The organism is Desulfoluna sp. CLI2B (genome assembly GCF_056847375.1).
Genome location: NZ_CP186557.1, coordinates 1,674,231 through 1,691,533 on the forward strand (window position 1 = coordinate 1,674,231; position 17,303 = coordinate 1,691,533).

The window sequence follows — 17,303 nt, forward strand, 5'->3', positions numbered from 1 at the left end:
CGTCTGAATTTTATCTTGGTGATGGTCGTGTGTTTGCTTCTTTCGGGTGGGCAGGCACAGGCTGCGGAGCCTGCAAAGGCGGTTCCTGTTCGTCAGGTACTGGTCCTGAACTCATACCATCCCGGGTATGTGTGGGCGGACTCAGTCACCGAGGGGCTTCGGTCGGTGTTCGACACCCGGGGGAGTTCCCTTCGGGTCAGTTTTGAGTACATGGACACCAAACGGTATCGCCCGGAGGAGATCTTCGGCACCTTGAAAGAGGTGTATCGCTTGAAGTACGGGGCGGTGCGCTTTGATGTGATCGTGGCCGCCGACAACAACGCCCTCAACTTCCTCCTGCTCCACCGCAATGAACTGTTTCCCGGGACCCCTGTGGTGTTCTGCGGTATCAACGGGTTTGATAAGGCGATGATCGCCGGCCATGCGGGGTACACCGGCGTTGCCGAAGATTACGACCTGGCGGGCACCCTGAACCTGGCCCTTGCCATGCATCCGGAGGCGCGTTACGTCGCCTATGTGAGCGGGGCCTCCACCTCCAGCCGCATCAACCGGCAGCGGCTCCTCGAACTCATACCGGCCTATGAAGAGCGCGTGACCTTCCTGGACCTGTCCATGAAATCCATTGATGACCTGAAGGCCTCCCTTTCCTCTCTTCCCGACAAGACCCTGATCCTTTACCTCTCCTATTACCTGACCCCCGACGGGGTAAGGCTCACCGTGCAGGAGAGCACGTCCTTGGTTTTTACCCACTCCGGGTGCCCTGTCTACTCCCCCTGGGAGTATACCCTGGGCAGCGGGGTGCTGGGTGGCCTGATGCTCAGCGGCCAAAGGCAGGCCGAAGAGGCCGCGCGCATTGCCCTGCGTATACTGAACGGGGAAGCCCCCGGTGAGATTCCCGTCCTTCGCCACAGCGCCATTGAGCCCATCTTCGATTACCGGATCCTTCGGCACTTCTCCATTGCCCACAACCGGCTTCCCAGGGGAAGCGTGATCCGAAACGAGCCGGTGACGGTCTACTATCAGTACAAATACATCATCTGGGCCACCCTTGGCTTTCTTGCCTACCAGTCCGTTACCATTGTGGTGCTGATGCGGATCATTGCGCGGCGCAAACGGGCCGAGGCCCGGGAGAAGAAACTGGAGGCGCAGCTCCGTCAGTCCCACAAGATGGAGGCCATCGGCACCTTTGCCGGGGGCATTGCCCATGATTTCAATAACATCCTGGGCGGGATCACCACCTGCACGGAACTGGCTCTGGAGGAGGTGGCGGAAGGGGAACCAGCCCATGAAGACCTGACCCATGTACTCAAGGCCGCCCGGCGCGGCAAGGGCCTTGTTCGTCAGATCCTTGCCTTCAGCCGGGACAAACAGCAGGAGAAACAGCCGGTGCAGATGGCGAGGCTTCTGACGGAGTGCCGCCAGCTTTTGAAGAGTTCCATCCCGGCCACCATCGACGTTCGCCTGGACCTTCAGGCCGAGTCCGGCCTTGTGCTTGCCGACCCCACCCAGATCCATCAGGTGATCATGAACCTGTGCACCAATGCCGCCCATGCCGTGGAAAACCAGAAGGGGATCATCGAGATCACCCTGGACGCCGTGGACCTGGACAAAAACGCGACCCTGGTCCACCCGGACTTGAGTCCGGGGCGCTACTCACGCCTCAGGGTTCGGGACAACGGAAAGGGGATTCCCCCCGAAGACATGGAGCGGATTTTCGATCCCTTTTTCAGCACAAAGAAAGAGCAGGGAGGCACGGGTCTCGGGCTCTCCATGTCCCACGGCATCGTCAAGCGTCACCGGGGTGCCATTACCGTGGCCAGCCACCCGGGGCGGGGGACCATTTTTACCGTGTACCTGCCCTGTGCCCACGCCGCAGAGCCCGCCAGGGACGGGGGGGAGGCACCGCCGATTCCAAAGGGCAAGGAGCGGGTCCTCCTGGTGGATGACGACGAGCAGATGATTTACGGCACCGAGAAGATGCTGTGCCGCATGGGATACGAGGTGGTGGCCCATACCGAGAGCCTGGCCGCCTTAAAAGCGGTCCGCACGGACCCCCGCGGGTTTGATCTGGTGATGACCGATCACATGATGCCCTACCTTAACGGCATGGAGCTGGCCCGCGAGATCAGGGCCCTGTGCCCTGAGATGCCCATCATTTTGTACAGCGGCTATCAGGACGGCACCGGGAGCCCCCCGGCAGGAGACCTTGAAGAGCACGGCATCCGTGCCTTTATGAAGAAACCCTTTAACCGGGCAGAGCTCGCCAGGACCATTCGAAAGGTCTTGAGCCCGGAGGAAACGAACAACCGGTGACGTGAAGGGATGTGGGGGACGAGCTTCCTGTCCCCCGGGAAAAATTCCTGTCCGGCAAGAAAAAACCCCGCTTTGGAGAAAGCGGGGTTTTTGCGTTTTTTGTGTGCAACATCTTGGAACGGCGGGGGATATGAAAAAATATACTTTTTGGTACGGGGGCTGCAATACATCCGATCACACGAACCATTCGCACCATGACGGTGCAGGATGAACCGAAGGGGAAGGATACAGGATGGATTACAATGCTGAGAGTTTAGCGCTTCACGCCAAAAGCGTGGGCAAAATCGAAGTGGTCTCCAAGGTCGCCATCGGGACCCGGGATGACCTGAGCCTTGCGTACACCCCGGGGGTGGCCCAGCCGTGCCGGGAGATCAGCGATGAGCGGGACGAGGTGTACCGGTACACGGCCAAGGGAAACCTTGTGGCCGTGGTCACCGATGGAACCGCAGTCCTGGGCCTGGGGGACATCGGGCCCGAAGCGGCCATGCCCGTGATGGAGGGCAAGGCCATTTTATTTAAAGAATTTGCCGATGTGGACGCCTTCCCCATCTGTCTTGCTACCTGCGATGTGGATGAGATCGTTCAGTCGGTCAAGATGATCGCTCCCACCTTTGGGGGGATCAACCTGGAGGACATCTCTGCACCCCGCTGCGTGGAGATCGAAGAGCGGCTCAAGGCGGAGCTGGATATTCCGGTTTTCCATGACGACCAGCACGGCACGGCCATTGTGGTGGCCGCGGCCCTGATCAACGCGTTGAAGGTGGTGGGCAAAGAGATCTCCGACGTTCGGGTGGTGGTTAACGGCGCCGGAGCCGCCGGGGGCGCCATCATCAAGATGCTCCTGGACCTGGGCGTCAGCGACATTCTTGCCTGCGACAAAAGCGGCCTGCTTTGGGAAGGGGACCCCCAGAACCCGCCCCACCTTGAGGCCCTGGCCCGCAGGACCAACCGGGACAAACGCACAGGGGACCTTGCCGATGCCATGGTGGGCTCCGACGTCTTCATCGGGGTCTCTGCCGGGAACGTGGTGAGTAAGGAGATGGTGGCCGCCATGAACGAAGGGGCCGTGGTGTTTGCCATGGCCAACCCCACCCCGGAGATCATGCCCGATGACGCCCGGGCCGCAGGAGCCGCCGTGGTGGGCTCCGGGCGATCCGACTTTCCCAACCAGGTGAACAACGTCCTGGCCTTTCCCGGGATTTTCCGGGGCGCCCTGGATGCCCGCGCGGGGGAGATCAACCCCTCCATGGCCCTGGCCGCGGCCTACGCCATCGCCGGGATCATCACAGACGATGAACTCACCGCCGAGTATGTGATCCCCGATGCCCTGGATCGGCGCGTGGGCAGGCAGGTGGCCGATGCCGTCAAGCAGGCGGCTTATGAATCCGGTGCAGCCATCAGGAAATAACGTTTTATTTTAGGAGAGATGAAGATGTCCACAGCAACGACCGCCGTCATGCCCGCACAGGGCCTTCGCGACTACAAGATCATGGGGATTCCCCTTCCGTTTTTTCTCGTGTTAACCGGCGTGGTGTTTCTCACCACCTATCTCCAGGTTCTTCCCAAGGGCATGGTGGGGGCTTTGCCCCTGATGATGGCCCTGGGCGCCATTTTCAATGAAATCGGTGACCGCACCCCCGGCATCAAGGATTACTTGGGGGGCGGGCCCATCCTGATTATCTTCGGCTCTGCCGCCCTGGTCACCTATGGGGTTCTTCCCCAGCCCTCGGTGAAGATCATGACCAGCTTCATGAAGAGCGAGAGCTTTCTGAGCTTCTACATCGCGGCCCTTATCACGGGCAGTATCCTGGGCATGGACCGCAAGCTCCTGATCCGCGCCTCCGTGAGGTACCTGCCGGTGATCCTTGGGGGCGTGCTCGTCTCCATTCTCATGACCGGGACCGTGGGTATGCTCATGGGCTACGGGTTTAAAGAGGCCATTCTCTACATCGCCATTCCCATCATGGGCGGCGGCATGGGCGCAGGGGCGGTTCCCCTGTCCCAGATCTTCGGCAGCACCCTGAACCTCGACCCTGCGGCCATGATGTCCCGCATGGTGCCCGCCCTGGCCCTGGGCAACGCCTTTGCCATCGTGGCCGCAGGTATCCTGGACAGGATCGGCAAATCTTCTCCCTCCCTCACGGGCAACGGCACCCTCATGAAAAATCAGGACGCCGTGGCCGAGGAGACCGAGGAAGAGACCTCCATCGATTATCAACTCATGGGCATCGGCCTGCTCATGGCCACCACCTTCTTCGTCTTCGGCAAACTCCTCGGCAGCTTTATTCCCCTGCACTCCTATGCCCTGATGATCATCAGCGTGGCCGTGGTCAAGGCCCTGGGGATCCTTCCCCGTAAATACGAGCTGGGGGCCTTCCAGTGGTTCCGCTTCGTCATGGTCAGCATGACCCCGGCCCTTCTCGTGGGCATCGGTGTGGCCTACACCAACCTGAACCAGGTCATCGACGCCTTCTCCATCCAGTATGTGGTCCTGGTGGCCGTCACCGTGGTGGGCTCCATCATCGGTTCCGGCTTTGTGGGCCGTCTCTTTGGGTTCTACCCCATCGAAGCCGCCATCACCGGCGGGCTCTGCATGGCCAACATGGGCGGCACCGGCGACGTGGCGGTTCTCTCCGCCTCCAAGCGCATGGACCTTATGCCCTTTGCTCAGATTTCCTCACGAATCGGCGGGGCCTTTATGCTGATCCTGGCAACCGCCCTGCTGAAGATGATTATGTAAGGTAACCTCCCGGGCTATCCCCCCGATCAAAACACCCTTCGGCAATGATGCCGGGGGGTGTTTTGTCGTTGGGGGTATTTCCCTTAAAGTCAAGCGAGTTCAACGTGCCTTGAATCGTGTTTCCAGACGAATGAAACGGGCCTCTCCGGCAAAAGCGGTTGCCTTATGTCACACATCACGCGAATGCCCCGAAAACGATTGCATAATGGCAGTCTCCAGGCATTCGCCACAGGGTTTCAAGGTGCCCCCACCTTGTCGCCGGAGGCAAGCTGAATCGGTACACGTTTTTTTTATGGCGGCGGATTGTGCCGGGGAATGACAAAAAAACGCTGTGATCTCACAGGTCTCTTTCATGGATGGCCTGTGGGCCCATGGAAACACCCCGGGCAGGATCAAATAAGGGCGGGACATGGCACGCCACCTTGAGGTAAAGAGAGACCCGAATCCAAGGATTCGGACAGTTTGTTCTATCAATGATCGCAATGACTCCGGTCCCATGATGAGCACTTCGGAGCGGAACCGACCGGAGGGGAAGGAAACTGAACATGGATTACAACGCGGCGAGCTTAGCGCTTCACGAGAAGAGTGTGGGTAAAATCGAGGTGGTCTCCAAGGTGGCCGTCGAGAATCGGGATGACTTGAGCCTGGCGTACACCCCCGGGGTGGCCCAGCCATGCCGGGAGATCAGCGGGACCAAAGACGAGGTGTACCGATACACGGCCAAGGGGAACCTCGTGGCTGTGGTCACCGACGGCACCGCCGTCCTCGGCCTGGGGGACATCGGTCCCGAGGCGGCCATGCCTGTGATGGAGGGCAAGGCCATTCTCTTCAAGGAGTTCGCCGATGTGGATGCCTTTCCCATTTGTTTAGCCAGCACCGACGTGGAAGAGATCGTCCAGTCCGTAAAGATGATCGCCCCCACCTTCGGCGGCATCAACCTGGAGGACATCTCCGCACCCCGCTGTATGGAGATCGAAGAGCGGCTCAAAGCCGAACTGGAGATTCCGGTTTTCCATGACGACCAGCACGGCACGGCCATTGTGGTGGCCGCCGCCCTCATCAACGCCTTGAAAGTGGTGAAGAAAAACCTTTCCGAGGTGCGCGTGGTGGTCAACGGGGCCGGTGCAGCCGGGGGAGCCATCATCAAGCTTCTCCTGGAACTGGGCGTCACAGACATCCTGGCCTGCGACAAGAGCGGGATCCTCTGCCGACAGTGCGGGGACAACCCGCCCCACCTGGAAGCCCTGGCGTGCCTGACCAACAAAGAGAAATGCACGGGTAACCTGGCCGACGCCATGGCAGGCGCCGATGTGTTCATCGGCGTCTCTGCAGGCAACGTGGTGAGCAAGGAGATGGTCTCCTCCATGAACGAAGGCGCCGTGGTCTTTGCCATGGCCAACCCCACCCCGGAGATCATGCCCGACGACGCCCGGGCCGCAGGGGCCGCTGTGGTGGGCTCCGGCCGTTCCGATTTTCCCAACCAGGTAAACAACGTCCTGGCCTTTCCCGGCATCTTCCGCGGCGCCCTGGACGCCCGGGCCCGGGAGATCAACAGCGCCATGACCCTTGCCACCGCTTATGCCATCGCAGGCATCATCGGTGACGACGAACTCACCGCCGAGTATGTGATCCCCGATGCCCTGGACCGGCGCGTGGGCAAGCGCGTTGCCGAAGCCGTGAAGCAGGCGGCATTTGAGTCGGGCGCTGCCACGCAGAAATCATAAAAAAAAAGCCTCCGGCGGCCCTGCCGGAGGCCAAACGTTTGATAAACAGTTTTTTTGATTGGTGCCGACCTGAATCACCGGGCCTGATCGAAGCAAGCCCCATACCCAGGCAATTGAATTGTCTGGGTATGTTTGTTTCGGCTTTCATGCACCGTGCCTGCCACGTTTTACCTCAACAAACTTCATTCGAATGCCATTGCGATTTGCCCTGAGGAACGAAGGGCGAAGCTCAATGGCAACCAGCTTTCGAGATGGCATACCTCGCCGCCGGAGGCCGTGCGGTTAAATCAACACAGGGCAAGTGGTGACAACGTATCCTGTAACGTCGAAGCTTGCGATCCAGTCCGCATAAACCATCAGCGTTCATGTCGGGCGCAGCCCGAGCCGAAGGCCATTGCGCTTTGCCCTGAGGAACGAAGGGCAAAGCGCAATGGCAATAAGCTTTCGAGGTGGCTCACCTCGCCGCCGGAGGCAGGTTTTTCCATGCACTTTAACCATAGAAGGCATACTTACGCAAAGGGCTCGCCTGAGCCGATGGTTACCTTTTTCAGATTCCCCATGGCTTTGAGCATAAACAGGAGAAAGGCCCCGGACCCGATGATGATCATGACATCGGGCACCATGCGGGTGTTGCCGAGGAGCTGGATGATGTCCCTGGACCAGAAGGCGTTGGAACGGGCGTGCCAGAACCCGTGGTTGATGTTGTCCAGCACCTGGAGGATCCCCGTGGGCAGGAGGGTGGCGGTGAACATGACAAAGAGCCCGATGTTGATGCTCCAGAAGCTGAGCTTGAGCAGGGTGGGGCTCCATCCCTTGTCTTCCACCAGCCCGCGCATGGAAAACAGGGCGAGGCCGATACCCAGGATTCCGTAGGTCCCGAACAGGGCGGTGTGGCCGTGGTTGACGGTGAGGTAGGTGGCGTGTTCGTAGTAGTTGACCACCGGGGTGGTGATGGAGAGGCCCATGACACCGGCCCCCACAAACTCCCAGCAGATGGCGGCCATGAGGAACATCAGGGGGTATTTGTAAGGGAAGTCGCTGCCCCCCTTGACCAGGGCGCTCTGGCCGTGCCACACCTCGGAGAGGAGAAGGAGGATGGGCACCGGCTCCAGGGCGGAGATGGTGGACCCCAGGGCGAGCCAGAGGGAGGGCTCACCGAACCAGTAGTAGTGGTGCCCCACCCCGATGATGCCCGCAAAAAGGGCGAGGCCCACGGTGAAGTAGACGGCCCGGAGACCGGCCTCCAGGCGCACCAGCCCGAGGTTGACCATGACAAAGGCCACGGCCGCAGCCGCGAAGAACTCAAAGGCTCCCTCCACCCAGGTGTGGACCACCCACCAGCGCCAGAAGTCGGCGATGGTGATGTGGGTCTGGGGGTCGTAGGTGAGTCCGAAACTGAAAAATCCCACCACGGCCACCCCGGAGTAAGCCAGGAAATTGGGAAGCCCCCACTTGTCCTGTCCTGCCTTGAAGTGATCCTTCAGGGCCCTGACCACCAGAAAGAGCCAGAGGATGAGGCCGATGAAGAGAAGGATCTGCCAGAGTCGTCCCAGCTCCAGGTATTCCCACCCCTGGTGTCCCAGCCAGAACCAGTAGTCTGCAAGCATTCCCTTGATGCCCAGGACTTCCCCTGTGAGGCTGCCAACGGCAACTATGAGAACCGCAATAAAGAGAAAATCCACGAGGAAGCCTTGCCCTTTGGGCTCCCGGTTGCCCACCATGGGAGCCACGAACAGGGTCATGCCGATCCATGAGACGGCAATCCAGAAGATCGCCAGCTGCAGGTGCCAGGATTTGACCCAGTTGTAGGGGATAAAGGCGGCGATGGCCTTGAGGCCGTAAAAGGAGTCCGGGCTCACCGTGTAGTGGGCCATGAGCCCCCCGACGTTGACCTGCACAAAGAAGAGGGCTGCCACCACCAGGAAGAACTTGGCGGCCTTTTTCTGGCTGGCCGAGATGGGGGCACCGGCCAGGGCCATGGCAGGCTCCGGCTTATAGCCCTGGGCGCCTTTGTTGAACCCGTATTTGTGGGGCAGAGGGCACCCATGCCCCCCAGGCAGAGCCCGAAGGCCACCAGGGAGATGGCCGACCAGACCAGGGATTTGCCCGAGACCATGTTGCCCACGCTGGGGTCGTGGGGCCAGTTGTTGGTGTAGGTGTGGGTGTCTCCCGGGCGTATGGTCCCGGCGCACCAGGCTGTCCAGAAGAAGAAGTCGGCCAGATCCCGGAGCTGGGTCGGGTCGGTGATGGTGCCGGGGTTGATGGGGCCGTTTTCGTCCCCTTCGGTGAAGAGCCTGTGATAAAAGTCGCGGTTTTTGAACAGGGCTGCCACCTGAAGGGAGGTCAGGGTCAGGGTGTCGCTCTCTTTGTCGTAGCGATTGGTTTTGATCTGGTTGATAACTACCGCGTCCACCGCCCCTTTTTCTTCTGTCAGGAGCCTGTCATAGCTGGTGCGAAAACGCTGAAGGGCCATCACTTCCCGCATGGTGACGCCCATGTTGTGCAGGGCCTGGGCTGTGAAGTCCGGGCCCCCGGCAGAACGGTTAGGTGATGTGGCCCAGGTCCATGAGGCCGAACCGTTGCCATACCTGCTGGCCCGCCATAATGGCGTTTTTGCTTGAAAGGGTCTGGCCGTACATGGATTTGACGGTGCCGGGGTAGGGGGGAAGGTCTTTTTTTGTGTACACGAAGCCGACCAATGCGATGGCGATGGAGCTGACAATGGCCAGGAGAAAATAGAGTTTCATCTGTTGGCGAGCATGGCACACCTCTGTGTGAGTGAGTCCTGTGTCGTTGGAAGGGCGATCGACCTTGGGGAATCTGCCGGCAGGGGAGGGGCTCCGGGGTGGTCGCCGACGGCTCAATGCGTAGGAATGTTGAAAGGATAGTACTCTTTCTGGAGGGAGGCGTCAACGATTGGCCTTGACGCGGAAGGGAGTAAAGGGAGAATAAAATAAAAAAGCCCCGCGGCCAGTGGCCCCGGGGCATCGGCTTGCTATACGGACGGGCCCTAAAGGAGAAAGGGCCCGGTTCGGATCAGTGACAACCGCCTCCGCACCCGCTGCAATCGCTGGGGGAACATCCTCCCGCGGGCTGCTGGGTGGCCTCTTTGGAGATACCCACCACTTCGATCTCAAAGGTGAGGGTCTTGCCGGCCAGGGGGTGGTTCAGGTCCACGCTGACCTTTTCGTCGTCCACGTGGGTAATGACCGCCGGTACCTGCTGGCCCTGGGGGGTGGACAGGGCAATGGCCTGGCCCACCTGGGGGTTCATTTCCGGGGGAACGTCGGAAGCGGGAAAGTCCATGGTGTGATCATCGGAACGTTCGCCGTATGCATCTTCAGGCCCTAAGGTGAAGGTTTTTTTGTCACCCACCGAAAGGTCCATCAGGGCCGCTTCAAACCCGGGGATCAACTGGCCGGTTCCCATCTGTACTTCAAGGGGATCGCGTCCTTCACTGCTGTCAAAGACTTCGCCGTCGGCAAGGGTTCCTTTATATGCGACCTGAACGAACAATCCGTTTTCTACTTTTTCCATGGGGTCTCCTTTTTGGAAGACTTGCGATGGCCCGGGAACAACCAGACCGGGTGACGGCGGGGTCCGGGGCATCCATAGGTATCCAACCCTTGATGACCCCTGGATAAGGGGCTCGTCGGCAAAAGAATTGATGAGTCCCGGGACGGCAATGTTCCGCAGGACATGAACTTCAGTTAAAGATAGGGGTGATTGGTCACTTGTCAAGGGCGGTTTGTGAAGGGGCGCCCTTAACCCGGGCATTTCACGAGTCGAAGGATCTGATAACGGTGAGGATGGGTGTCCCCTTATTGATTCGGTCTGGCGTTTCCCATGAAATGCCCGGGCTACATTACATATCCCCGAACAGGTATTGGACGATGGAGAGGGCAGCCAACGGGCGCCTCCGCCCGGAGGATGCGCGTGCCAATCGGCAACGAGGCACCCCGCTTCCCTGGCCAGCTCGGCCTCTTCCGCTGGCAACCCTCCTCGGGGCCGATGATCAGGGTGATGTCGGTGATGCCGGTCGTGTTCATGGCGCCCAACTCTTTAAAGGAGACCTGGGCCTCTTCCCAGAAGAAGAGCTTCAGGGTGTGGGGGCCGGAGGGCAGCCCTTCAAGCAGGGTTTTCAGCTCAGTGGTGCCGCAGATGGCAGGGGCCGTGGTGCGTCCGCACTGCTTGACGGCTTCTCCGGCGATCTTTTCCCATCGGGCTTCGCGTTTTTCCAGTTTGTCCCCTTTGGGACGGGCCACCACGCGGCTGGAAAAGAAGGCCTGAAAGGCCGCCATGCCCAGTTCGGTCAGGTGGCGCACCAGGTCGTCCATCTTTTTCTCTTTTAAAAAGGCCTGGCAGAGGGTGATGGACGGCATTGAGGAGGGGGTCTCCTGCCGGGAGGCGGAGAGGGTGACGGAGACGCTTTGTTCCCGGATTTCGTCGATGACGGCATCGTACTCTCCACCCTGGCCGTCAAGGAGGATGACGGTGTTCCCGGGCTTCAGCCGGAGTACCCGCGTCATGTGACGCGCTTCGTCTCCTGTGATGGTGCCGTGGGTGTCCGTGATGTCCTCTTTGTTGATGAAAAAGCGTCTCATGGGCTCGTTGTGTTCCTTTTTTCTCGGGAAAATGGTGGGCGCGATCCGCAGGGGTCAGCGGCCGGATATGCGCATTGTTACTGTCTGTAGTAACTGTTCGCCGGGGCCGGGAAGCACCCCCGGCCGGTATCTTTCGGTAAATAACATCTTGACAACCTCATTTCCATAGATTAATTCTTCACGAAGTTTTATCGCTAAAAGTGACGGAAGGCGACACGCGCCTTTCGCATGTGAAACGTACAGATAATCGGCAAAGAGAAAAAAAATGATTCGATTTTTCAGCGCATTTTATTATTTTTATTACTGGTATCACATCGGTGTACCCAGGCATGCGCTGAACCACACACACTTGTAAGCGTAAAACAGCCGTGGGTAGACCAACACAAGGTCCCACGGCACTCCAGATCAGCAAAAAAGAAGCACCCAGGCCGTGGAAGATACCTTTCACGGCCTTTTTTTATGCTTCAAACCCTCGGGCGCCTCTTGTGAGAGGGGCCATTCGCTGAAGGAGAACACCATGAGCAGCATCGGCAAGATGATTCGTTTTGAACGGATTTTCAACAGAACCACCGGCCGCACCATCATCGTCCCCATGGATCATGGGACCACCGTGGGCCCCATCAAAGGGGTCATCGACATGAAATCCACCATTCAGAAGGTCGCCAACGGAGGCGCCAACGCCATTGTGGAGCACAAGGGCCTTGTGGCCGAAGGGCTCCGGGGTACCGGCCCCGACATCGGCCTGATCATCCACCTCTCCGCTTCCACCTGCCTTTCCCCCTTTCCCAACGCAAAAACCCTGGTCTGCAGTGTTGAAGAAGCCATCAAGCTCGGGGCCGACGCCGTCTCTCTTCACCTGAACCTGGGGGACGCCGACGAAAAGGAGATGCTCCACGACTTCGGCCGGGTCAGCGCGGATTGCCGCACCTGGGGATTGCCCCTCCTGGCCATGTGCTACGCCCGCGGCGAAAAGATCACCAACAGCTACGATGTGAATTTCGTCAAGCATGCGGCCCGGGTGGGCGGTGAGCTGGGGGCGGACATCGTCAAGGTAAACTACACGGGAAGCCCGGAGAGTTTCCATGAGGTCACCGAGGGGTGCAACGTGCCCGTGGTCATCGCCGGGGGCGAAACCATGGATTCCGACCGGGAGATCCTGGAGATGGTCAAGGGATCCATCGACGCGGGCGGTGCCGGTATCTCCATCGGCCGCAACGTGTTCCAGCATCGCGACCCGGAAAACCTCGTCAAGGCCATGCACATGATCATCCATCAGGACCTCTCCGTGGATGAGGCACTGGATCACCTGGAGTCCATGGCTTAAGGGCGCCGGCTTAGGGATGACCCGCTGCCAACGCCTAATTCGCAGGGCTATCCTGCAAGGGTATTGATATTTTATATCTTCCTGAAACGGAATGTATGCATTTAAACATGAAGGACGGTTTGATGATGAGAAAAATATGGGTAAAAGCAGACCCCTGGGACAAAGAACTGGTGCTCACGGCCCTGGAGTCAGGTGCTGACGGAATCATGGTCCCCGACGGATGCTCGGAAAAGGTCAAGGAGCTGGGCCGTGTCGTCACCATCTGTGACGACGGTGATATGGTCCCGGGCAAGGACGTGGAGATCTTCACCATCACCAGCGGTGACGACGAGGAGGCTATCTGTCGCCTTGCCGCCCAGAAGCTGGTGATCCTGGAATGCACGGACTGGACCATCATCCCCCTGGAGAACCTCATCGCCAAGGGCGCGGACGTGGCGGCCCTGGTACACTCCTTTGACGAGGCCCAGCTGGCCTTCGGCATCCTGGAAAAAGGGGTGAAGCAGGTGATGCTCGACACCCGGGATCCCATGGAGCTGAAAAAGACCCTGGAGCTTCTCAAGGGCGAGACCGGGAGCCTCTCCCTGGTGGAGGCCGAGGTCATCGACGTGAAGAACATTGGCATGGGCGATCGCGTCTGTGTGGACACCTGCCTGAACATGGAGAAAGGCCAGGGCATGCTGGTGGGCAATTCAAGCAGCGCCCTGTTTCTGGTCCATGCCGAGACCGTCTCCAACCCCTATGTGGCGCCGAGGCCCTTCAGGGTTAACGCCGGTGCAGTGCATGCCTACACCCGTGTCCCCGGCGGGCGCACCCGGTACCTGAGCGAGCTGGAGGCCGGTGATGAGGTGGAGATCGTCAACCACGACGGCTCCGTTTCAAGCGCCGTGGTGGGACGACTGAAAATCGAGAAACGCCCCATGCTCCTTATCAAGGCGCGTATCGGGGACAAGGGTGTTGCCACCATCGTCCAGAACGCCGAGACCATTCGCCTGACCTCCCCCGAGGGTGAGCCCGTATCCGTGGTGTCCCTTGCACCGGGGGATCGCGTGTTGGCCTACCATGAAGAGGGCGGTCGCCATTTCGGTCACAAGGTCGACGAAACCATTACGGAGAAGTAACCACCATGGAAAAGCCTCACCCCGATGGGGACTCCTTTGAAAAAGAGCTGGCCGGTCTGCGGGAGAAAATCGACGGCATCGACACCCAGATCGTGGCCCTCATCAACCAGCGGCTGGGCGTGAGCGCGGCCGTGGGGGAGCTGAAGCGCCGCTACGACAGCAAGGTTCTGGACCGGTCCCGGGAATCCCTGATCATGGACCGCATCTGCCGCCTCAACGAGGGGCCGGTGGACGACACCGTGCTTCAATACATTTTCAGCGTCATCATGGCGGCGTCCAGGGAGCTCCAGAAACCCCTGACCATCGCGTACCTGGGGCCGGAGGCCACCCACAGCCACCTGGCGGCCCTCAACCACTTTCGCCATTCGGGGCGCTTTGCCCCCTACCGCAACATCGCTGAAATCTTCGCGGAAGTGGAGCGCGGAGGCTGCCAGTACGGGGTGGTGCCCGTTGAAAACTCCATTGAAGGGGCGGTGACCCATACCCAGGACCTGCTTTTTGAGTCGGAGGTCACCATCACGGCGGAGTATTATCAGACCATCAGCCACGACCTTCTCTCCCTTTGGGGGAACCTCGACGAGGTGGAGGTGGTCTATTCCCATCCCCAGCCCTTTGCCCAGTGTCGGAGCTGGCTCCAGCGGAACCTGCCCGACGTGGTGCTGGAGGAGTGCAGCAGCACGGCCCAGGCCGCTTTGAAGGCGGCGGCCAACCCCAAATCCGCGGCCATCGCCAGCTCCAAGGCGGCCCAGGTCTACGGCCTGCGGGTGGTGGAGTCCAAGATCGAGGACTCTTCCAGGAACGAAACCCGGTTCCTCGTCCTGGGCAAAGAAGAGCAGGGCCCCACAGGGGACGACAAGACCTCGGTGATGTTCGTGACCTCCCATATCCCAGGCGCCCTGTTTACCACCCTGGAGCCGGTGGCCGACGCCGGGCTCAACATGGTGAAGCTGGAGTCCCGGCCCACCAAGCGGGAAAACTGGAGCTACTTTTTTATCATGGACATCGAAGGCCACAAAGACGACGCCCGGGTGAAGCGGGTGCTGGCCACCATGAAGGGGCTTTGCCTTTATCTCAAGGTCCTTGGCTCCTACGCCAAAGGGGCCCACGGCGGGTACCGCAGCGCCGATGAAAGCTCCCTGGAGGTGTGATGCCATGGGAATCGATGCAAAAACGCAGCTCTTCGGGGTGTTTGGGAATCCCGTAACCCACAGCCTGGGTCCGGCCATGCACAACGCCGCCTTTGACGCCCTGGGGGTAAACGCCGTCTACCTTGCCTTTGGCCTGGATGAGGCCAAAGGGGCGGCTTTAGCCATGCGCCACCTGAACATGGGCGGGGCAAGCGTCACCATTCCCCACAAGACCGAGGTGATGGCCCATCTGGACGAGGTGGACGACACCGCTCGAAAGATCGGGGCGGTGAATACCATCGTTAATCGCGACGGCAGGCTTGTGGGGTTCAACACGGACGCGGAAGGGGCCATGCGGGCCCTGGAGACCAGGGGTTCCATCGCCGGGAAAAAGGTGGCCCTCATCGGCGCCGGAGGCGCTGCCCGTGCCGTGGGGTACGGCATCGTGCAGAGGGGCGGCTCCCTTGTGATCGCCAACCGCGGTGAAGAGAAGGGGCAGGCCCTGGCCCGGGACCTTGGCGCCGGGTTTACCGCCCTTGACCACCTGGACCTGGCCGGGGTGGATATTTTGATCAACGCCACCTCCGTGGGCATGGTGCCCCGCACCGAGGCGATGCCCGTATCCGTGGAGGGCCTGACCTCCCGGACCCTGGTCATGGACATCGTGTACAACCCTCTGGAGACAGCCCTTCTGGCTGCGGCCCGGGCCAAAAGGTGCCCCACGGTGGACGGCACGGCCATGTTTGTCTTCCAGGCCGTTGCCCAGTGTGAGCTCTGGACAGGCCAAACGGCCCCGGTGGAGCTGATGCGGCGTACTGTGCTGGAGGCATTGAATAGTGAGTAGTGAGTAGTGAGTAGTGAATGGCAACGCCGTGGCATGAGCGCCCTTCGGATTTTCTGAGGGATGTTGTAAAAAATATCAGCGCAGCCCGTCAGCGAATGTGACAACCCGAGGCCTAAGGGTTGGAGCATTCGCGAACCTGGGGTCCAGGGGATTATCCCCTGGCCGCCGGAGGCATTTTTATAATCGATTTTCTCAGATTGCAGATGAGGCAGACCATGAGAGAGATTACGCCCGGCATGGGCAGAGATAAGGTTGAGGTGACCCTTCCGGGGTCCAAGAGTTACTCCCACCGGCTGCTCATTGCAGCGGCCCTGGCAGACGGAAAGAGCCGGATTACAGGCCTTTTGCGAAGCGAGGACACCCTGTTGACCCGTGACGCTTTAAGGGCCTTCGGCGCGGTGATTGAAGACGACGGGGAGGCCATGGTGGTCACCGGCACCGGCGGCAGGCTGCAAGCCTGTACCGAGCCAATCTACCTGGCCAACTCCGGAACGTCCATGCGGCTGCTTACGGGCATCGCCGCCCTGGGTGAGGGGGAGACGGTGCTCACCGGCACCAAGCGCATGGGAGAGCGGCCCATTGAGGACCTCTTGGTGGCCATGCGCCAGGCCGGGGTCCCGGCCCAGTGCGTGAACCCCACCGATTGCCCGCCCGTAAAAGTAACGGGGGGGCATTTTGAGGGCGGCAAGGTGACCCTGGACTGCCGCATCAGCAGCCAGTTCCTCTCCTCCCTGCTCCTGGCCGGGCCCTATGCCCCGAAGGGGATCGAGGTGATGGTGGCAGGTGAGCTGGTCTCCAGGCCCTACGTGGAGATCACCCTGGACATCATGGGCCGCTTCGGCGTTGAGGTGACCCACGACGACTTCAAGGTGTTTAAAGTGGCGCCCAACCAGAGCTACCGTCCCGGAGCCTACCACTGCGAGCCCGACGGCTCCAACGCCAGTTACTTCTGGGCGGCTGCGGCCGTGACCGGCAAGAGCGTCAAGGTGATGAACGTCACCAAAAAATCCCGCCAGGGGGACGTGGCCCTTGTGGACGTCCTGGAGAAGATGGGCTGCACCGTCACACACGAGGAGGACGGCACCACGGTCACCGGAGGCGAACTTTCCGCCGTCACCGTGGACATGGCCCTGATGCCCGATGTGGTGCCCACCCTGGCCGTGGTGGCGGCCCACGCCAAAGGCACCACGGTCATCGAGAACGTGGCCCACCTGCGCGAGAAAGAGTGCGACCGTTTGGGCTGCGTGGCCACCGAACTCCGAAAAATGGGCATCGACGCCGTGGCAAAGGAGAGCAGCCTGGAGATCACCGGAGGCACCCTGGCAGGCTCCGACGTGGAGACCTACGATGACCACCGCATGGCCATGAGTTTTTCCGTGGCGGGCCTCACCACCCCGGGGGTTCGTATCCTGGATCCCGGTTGCGTCAAGAAGTCCTTCCCCACCTATTGGGATGTGTTTGAGACCTTGCAGTAAACATTGGTGCCAAGAGACAGCGAGGCAATACGCC

At 60.3% G+C, this 17,303-nt stretch carries 13 protein-coding genes and 1 pseudogene; 9 read left to right on the forward strand and 5 right to left on the reverse strand.

The annotated features are described in order from the left end of the window. Positions 1 to 27 precede the first annotated feature (27 nt). From ACOYW2_RS08140 to ACOYW2_RS08155, 4 genes are all read left to right on the forward strand, one after another. Positions 28 to 2,313: an ATP-binding protein gene (locus tag ACOYW2_RS08140; RefSeq protein WP_482770070.1), complete on the forward strand. Its 2,286-nt coding sequence runs from the start codon at positions 28 to 30 to the stop codon at positions 2,311 to 2,313. A gap of 232 nt (positions 2,314 to 2,545) precedes the next feature. Beyond that, positions 2,546 to 3,721, forward strand: a complete 1,176-nt coding sequence (locus ACOYW2_RS08145) for an NAD(P)-dependent malic enzyme (protein ID WP_482770071.1) — start codon at positions 2,546 to 2,548, stop codon at positions 3,719 to 3,721. 24 nt (positions 3,722 to 3,745) lie between these two features. Next, positions 3,746 to 5,053: a 2-hydroxycarboxylate transporter family protein gene (locus ACOYW2_RS08150; RefSeq protein ID WP_180140979.1), complete on the forward strand. Its 1,308-nt coding sequence runs from the start codon at positions 3,746 to 3,748 to the stop codon at positions 5,051 to 5,053. A 545-nt stretch (positions 5,054 to 5,598) separates the two neighbouring features. Then, positions 5,599 to 6,777, forward strand: a complete 1,179-nt coding sequence (locus ACOYW2_RS08155) for an NAD(P)-dependent malic enzyme (RefSeq protein ID WP_482770072.1) — start codon at positions 5,599 to 5,601, stop codon at positions 6,775 to 6,777. A gap of 509 nt (positions 6,778 to 7,286) precedes the next feature. On the opposite strand, the gene ACOYW2_RS08160 is transcribed toward ACOYW2_RS08155, so the two are convergent. The 5 genes and pseudogenes from ACOYW2_RS08160 to ACOYW2_RS08180 all read right to left on the reverse strand — a co-directional run bounded on the left by ACOYW2_RS08160 (position 7,287) and on the right by ACOYW2_RS08180 (position 11,381). Then, a complete protein-coding gene (locus ACOYW2_RS08160; RefSeq protein ID WP_482771002.1) occupies positions 7,287 to 8,750 on the reverse strand; it encodes a cbb3-type cytochrome c oxidase subunit I in 1,464 nt (487 codons plus the stop codon). Further along, positions 8,633 to 9,295: pseudogene (locus ACOYW2_RS08165) on the reverse strand (hypothetical protein); the annotation flags it as partial. The pseudogene ACOYW2_RS08165 and the gene ACOYW2_RS08160, both read right to left, overlap by 118 nt. A gap of 25 nt (positions 9,296 to 9,320) precedes the next feature. Then, positions 9,321 to 9,524 (reverse strand): hypothetical protein, encoded by a 204-nt coding sequence (locus tag ACOYW2_RS08170; protein ID WP_482771117.1) that lies wholly within the window; start codon positions 9,522 to 9,524, stop codon positions 9,321 to 9,323. 289 nt (positions 9,525 to 9,813) lie between these two features. Next, positions 9,814 to 10,314, reverse strand: a complete 501-nt coding sequence (locus ACOYW2_RS08175; protein ID WP_482416698.1) for an FKBP-type peptidyl-prolyl cis-trans isomerase — start codon at positions 10,312 to 10,314, stop codon at positions 9,814 to 9,816. Positions 10,315 to 10,637: 323 nt separating this feature from the next. After that, entirely contained in the window at positions 10,638 to 11,381 is a 744-nt protein-coding gene (locus ACOYW2_RS08180) for an RsmE family RNA methyltransferase (protein ID WP_482770073.1), read from the reverse strand. A gap of 517 nt (positions 11,382 to 11,898) precedes the next feature. On the opposite strand from ACOYW2_RS08180, the gene ACOYW2_RS08185 reads away from it, so the two are divergent. The 5 genes from ACOYW2_RS08185 to aroA all read left to right on the forward strand — a co-directional run bounded on the left by ACOYW2_RS08185 (position 11,899) and on the right by aroA (position 17,269). Next, positions 11,899 to 12,705 (forward strand): 2-amino-3,7-dideoxy-D-threo-hept-6-ulosonate synthase, encoded by an 807-nt coding sequence (locus ACOYW2_RS08185; RefSeq protein ID WP_482770074.1) that lies wholly within the window; start codon positions 11,899 to 11,901, stop codon positions 12,703 to 12,705. A 122-nt stretch (positions 12,706 to 12,827) separates the two neighbouring features. Continuing rightward, a complete protein-coding gene (locus tag ACOYW2_RS08190) occupies positions 12,828 to 13,823 on the forward strand; it encodes a 3-dehydroquinate synthase II (protein ID WP_482770075.1) in 996 nt (331 codons plus the stop codon). 5 nt (positions 13,824 to 13,828) lie between these two features. After that, a complete protein-coding gene (gene pheA, locus ACOYW2_RS08195; protein WP_482416695.1) occupies positions 13,829 to 14,971 on the forward strand; it encodes a prephenate dehydratase in 1,143 nt (380 codons plus the stop codon). A gap of 4 nt (positions 14,972 to 14,975) precedes the next feature. Further along, complete coding sequence (locus tag ACOYW2_RS08200; RefSeq protein ID WP_482770076.1) at positions 14,976 to 15,794, forward strand: shikimate dehydrogenase; 819 nt, start codon at positions 14,976 to 14,978, stop codon at positions 15,792 to 15,794. 215 nt (positions 15,795 to 16,009) lie between these two features. Continuing rightward, positions 16,010 to 17,269, forward strand: a complete 1,260-nt coding sequence (aroA, locus tag ACOYW2_RS08205; RefSeq protein WP_482770077.1) for a 3-phosphoshikimate 1-carboxyvinyltransferase — start codon at positions 16,010 to 16,012, stop codon at positions 17,267 to 17,269. Positions 17,270 to 17,303: the final 34 nt, after the last annotated feature.

Coding starts and splice junctions, on each gene's coding strand:
- ACOYW2_RS08145 (WP_482770071.1), top strand. CDS start 2,546: ATGGATTACAATGCTGAGAGTTTAGCGCTTCACGCCAAAAGCGTGGGC.
- ACOYW2_RS08150 (WP_180140979.1), top strand. CDS start 3,746: ATGTCCACAGCAACGACCGCCGTCATGCCCGCACAGGGCCTTCGCGAC.
- ACOYW2_RS08155 (WP_482770072.1), top strand. CDS start 5,599: ATGGATTACAACGCGGCGAGCTTAGCGCTTCACGAGAAGAGTGTGGGT.
- ACOYW2_RS08170 (WP_482771117.1), bottom strand. CDS start 9,524: ATGAAACTCTATTTTCTCCTGGCCATTGTCAGCTCCATCGCCATCGCA.
- ACOYW2_RS08175 (WP_482416698.1), bottom strand. CDS start 10,314: ATGGAAAAAGTAGAAAACGGATTGTTCGTTCAGGTCGCATATAAAGGA.
- ACOYW2_RS08180 (WP_482770073.1), bottom strand. CDS start 11,381: ATGAGACGCTTTTTCATCAACAAAGAGGACATCACGGACACCCACGGC.
- ACOYW2_RS08185 (WP_482770074.1), top strand. CDS start 11,899: ATGAGCAGCATCGGCAAGATGATTCGTTTTGAACGGATTTTCAACAGA.
- ACOYW2_RS08190 (WP_482770075.1), top strand. CDS start 12,828: ATGATGAGAAAAATATGGGTAAAAGCAGACCCCTGGGACAAAGAACTG.
- pheA (WP_482416695.1), top strand. CDS start 13,829: ATGGAAAAGCCTCACCCCGATGGGGACTCCTTTGAAAAAGAGCTGGCC.
- ACOYW2_RS08200 (WP_482770076.1), top strand. CDS start 14,976: ATGGGAATCGATGCAAAAACGCAGCTCTTCGGGGTGTTTGGGAATCCC.
- aroA (WP_482770077.1), top strand. CDS start 16,010: ATGAGAGAGATTACGCCCGGCATGGGCAGAGATAAGGTTGAGGTGACC.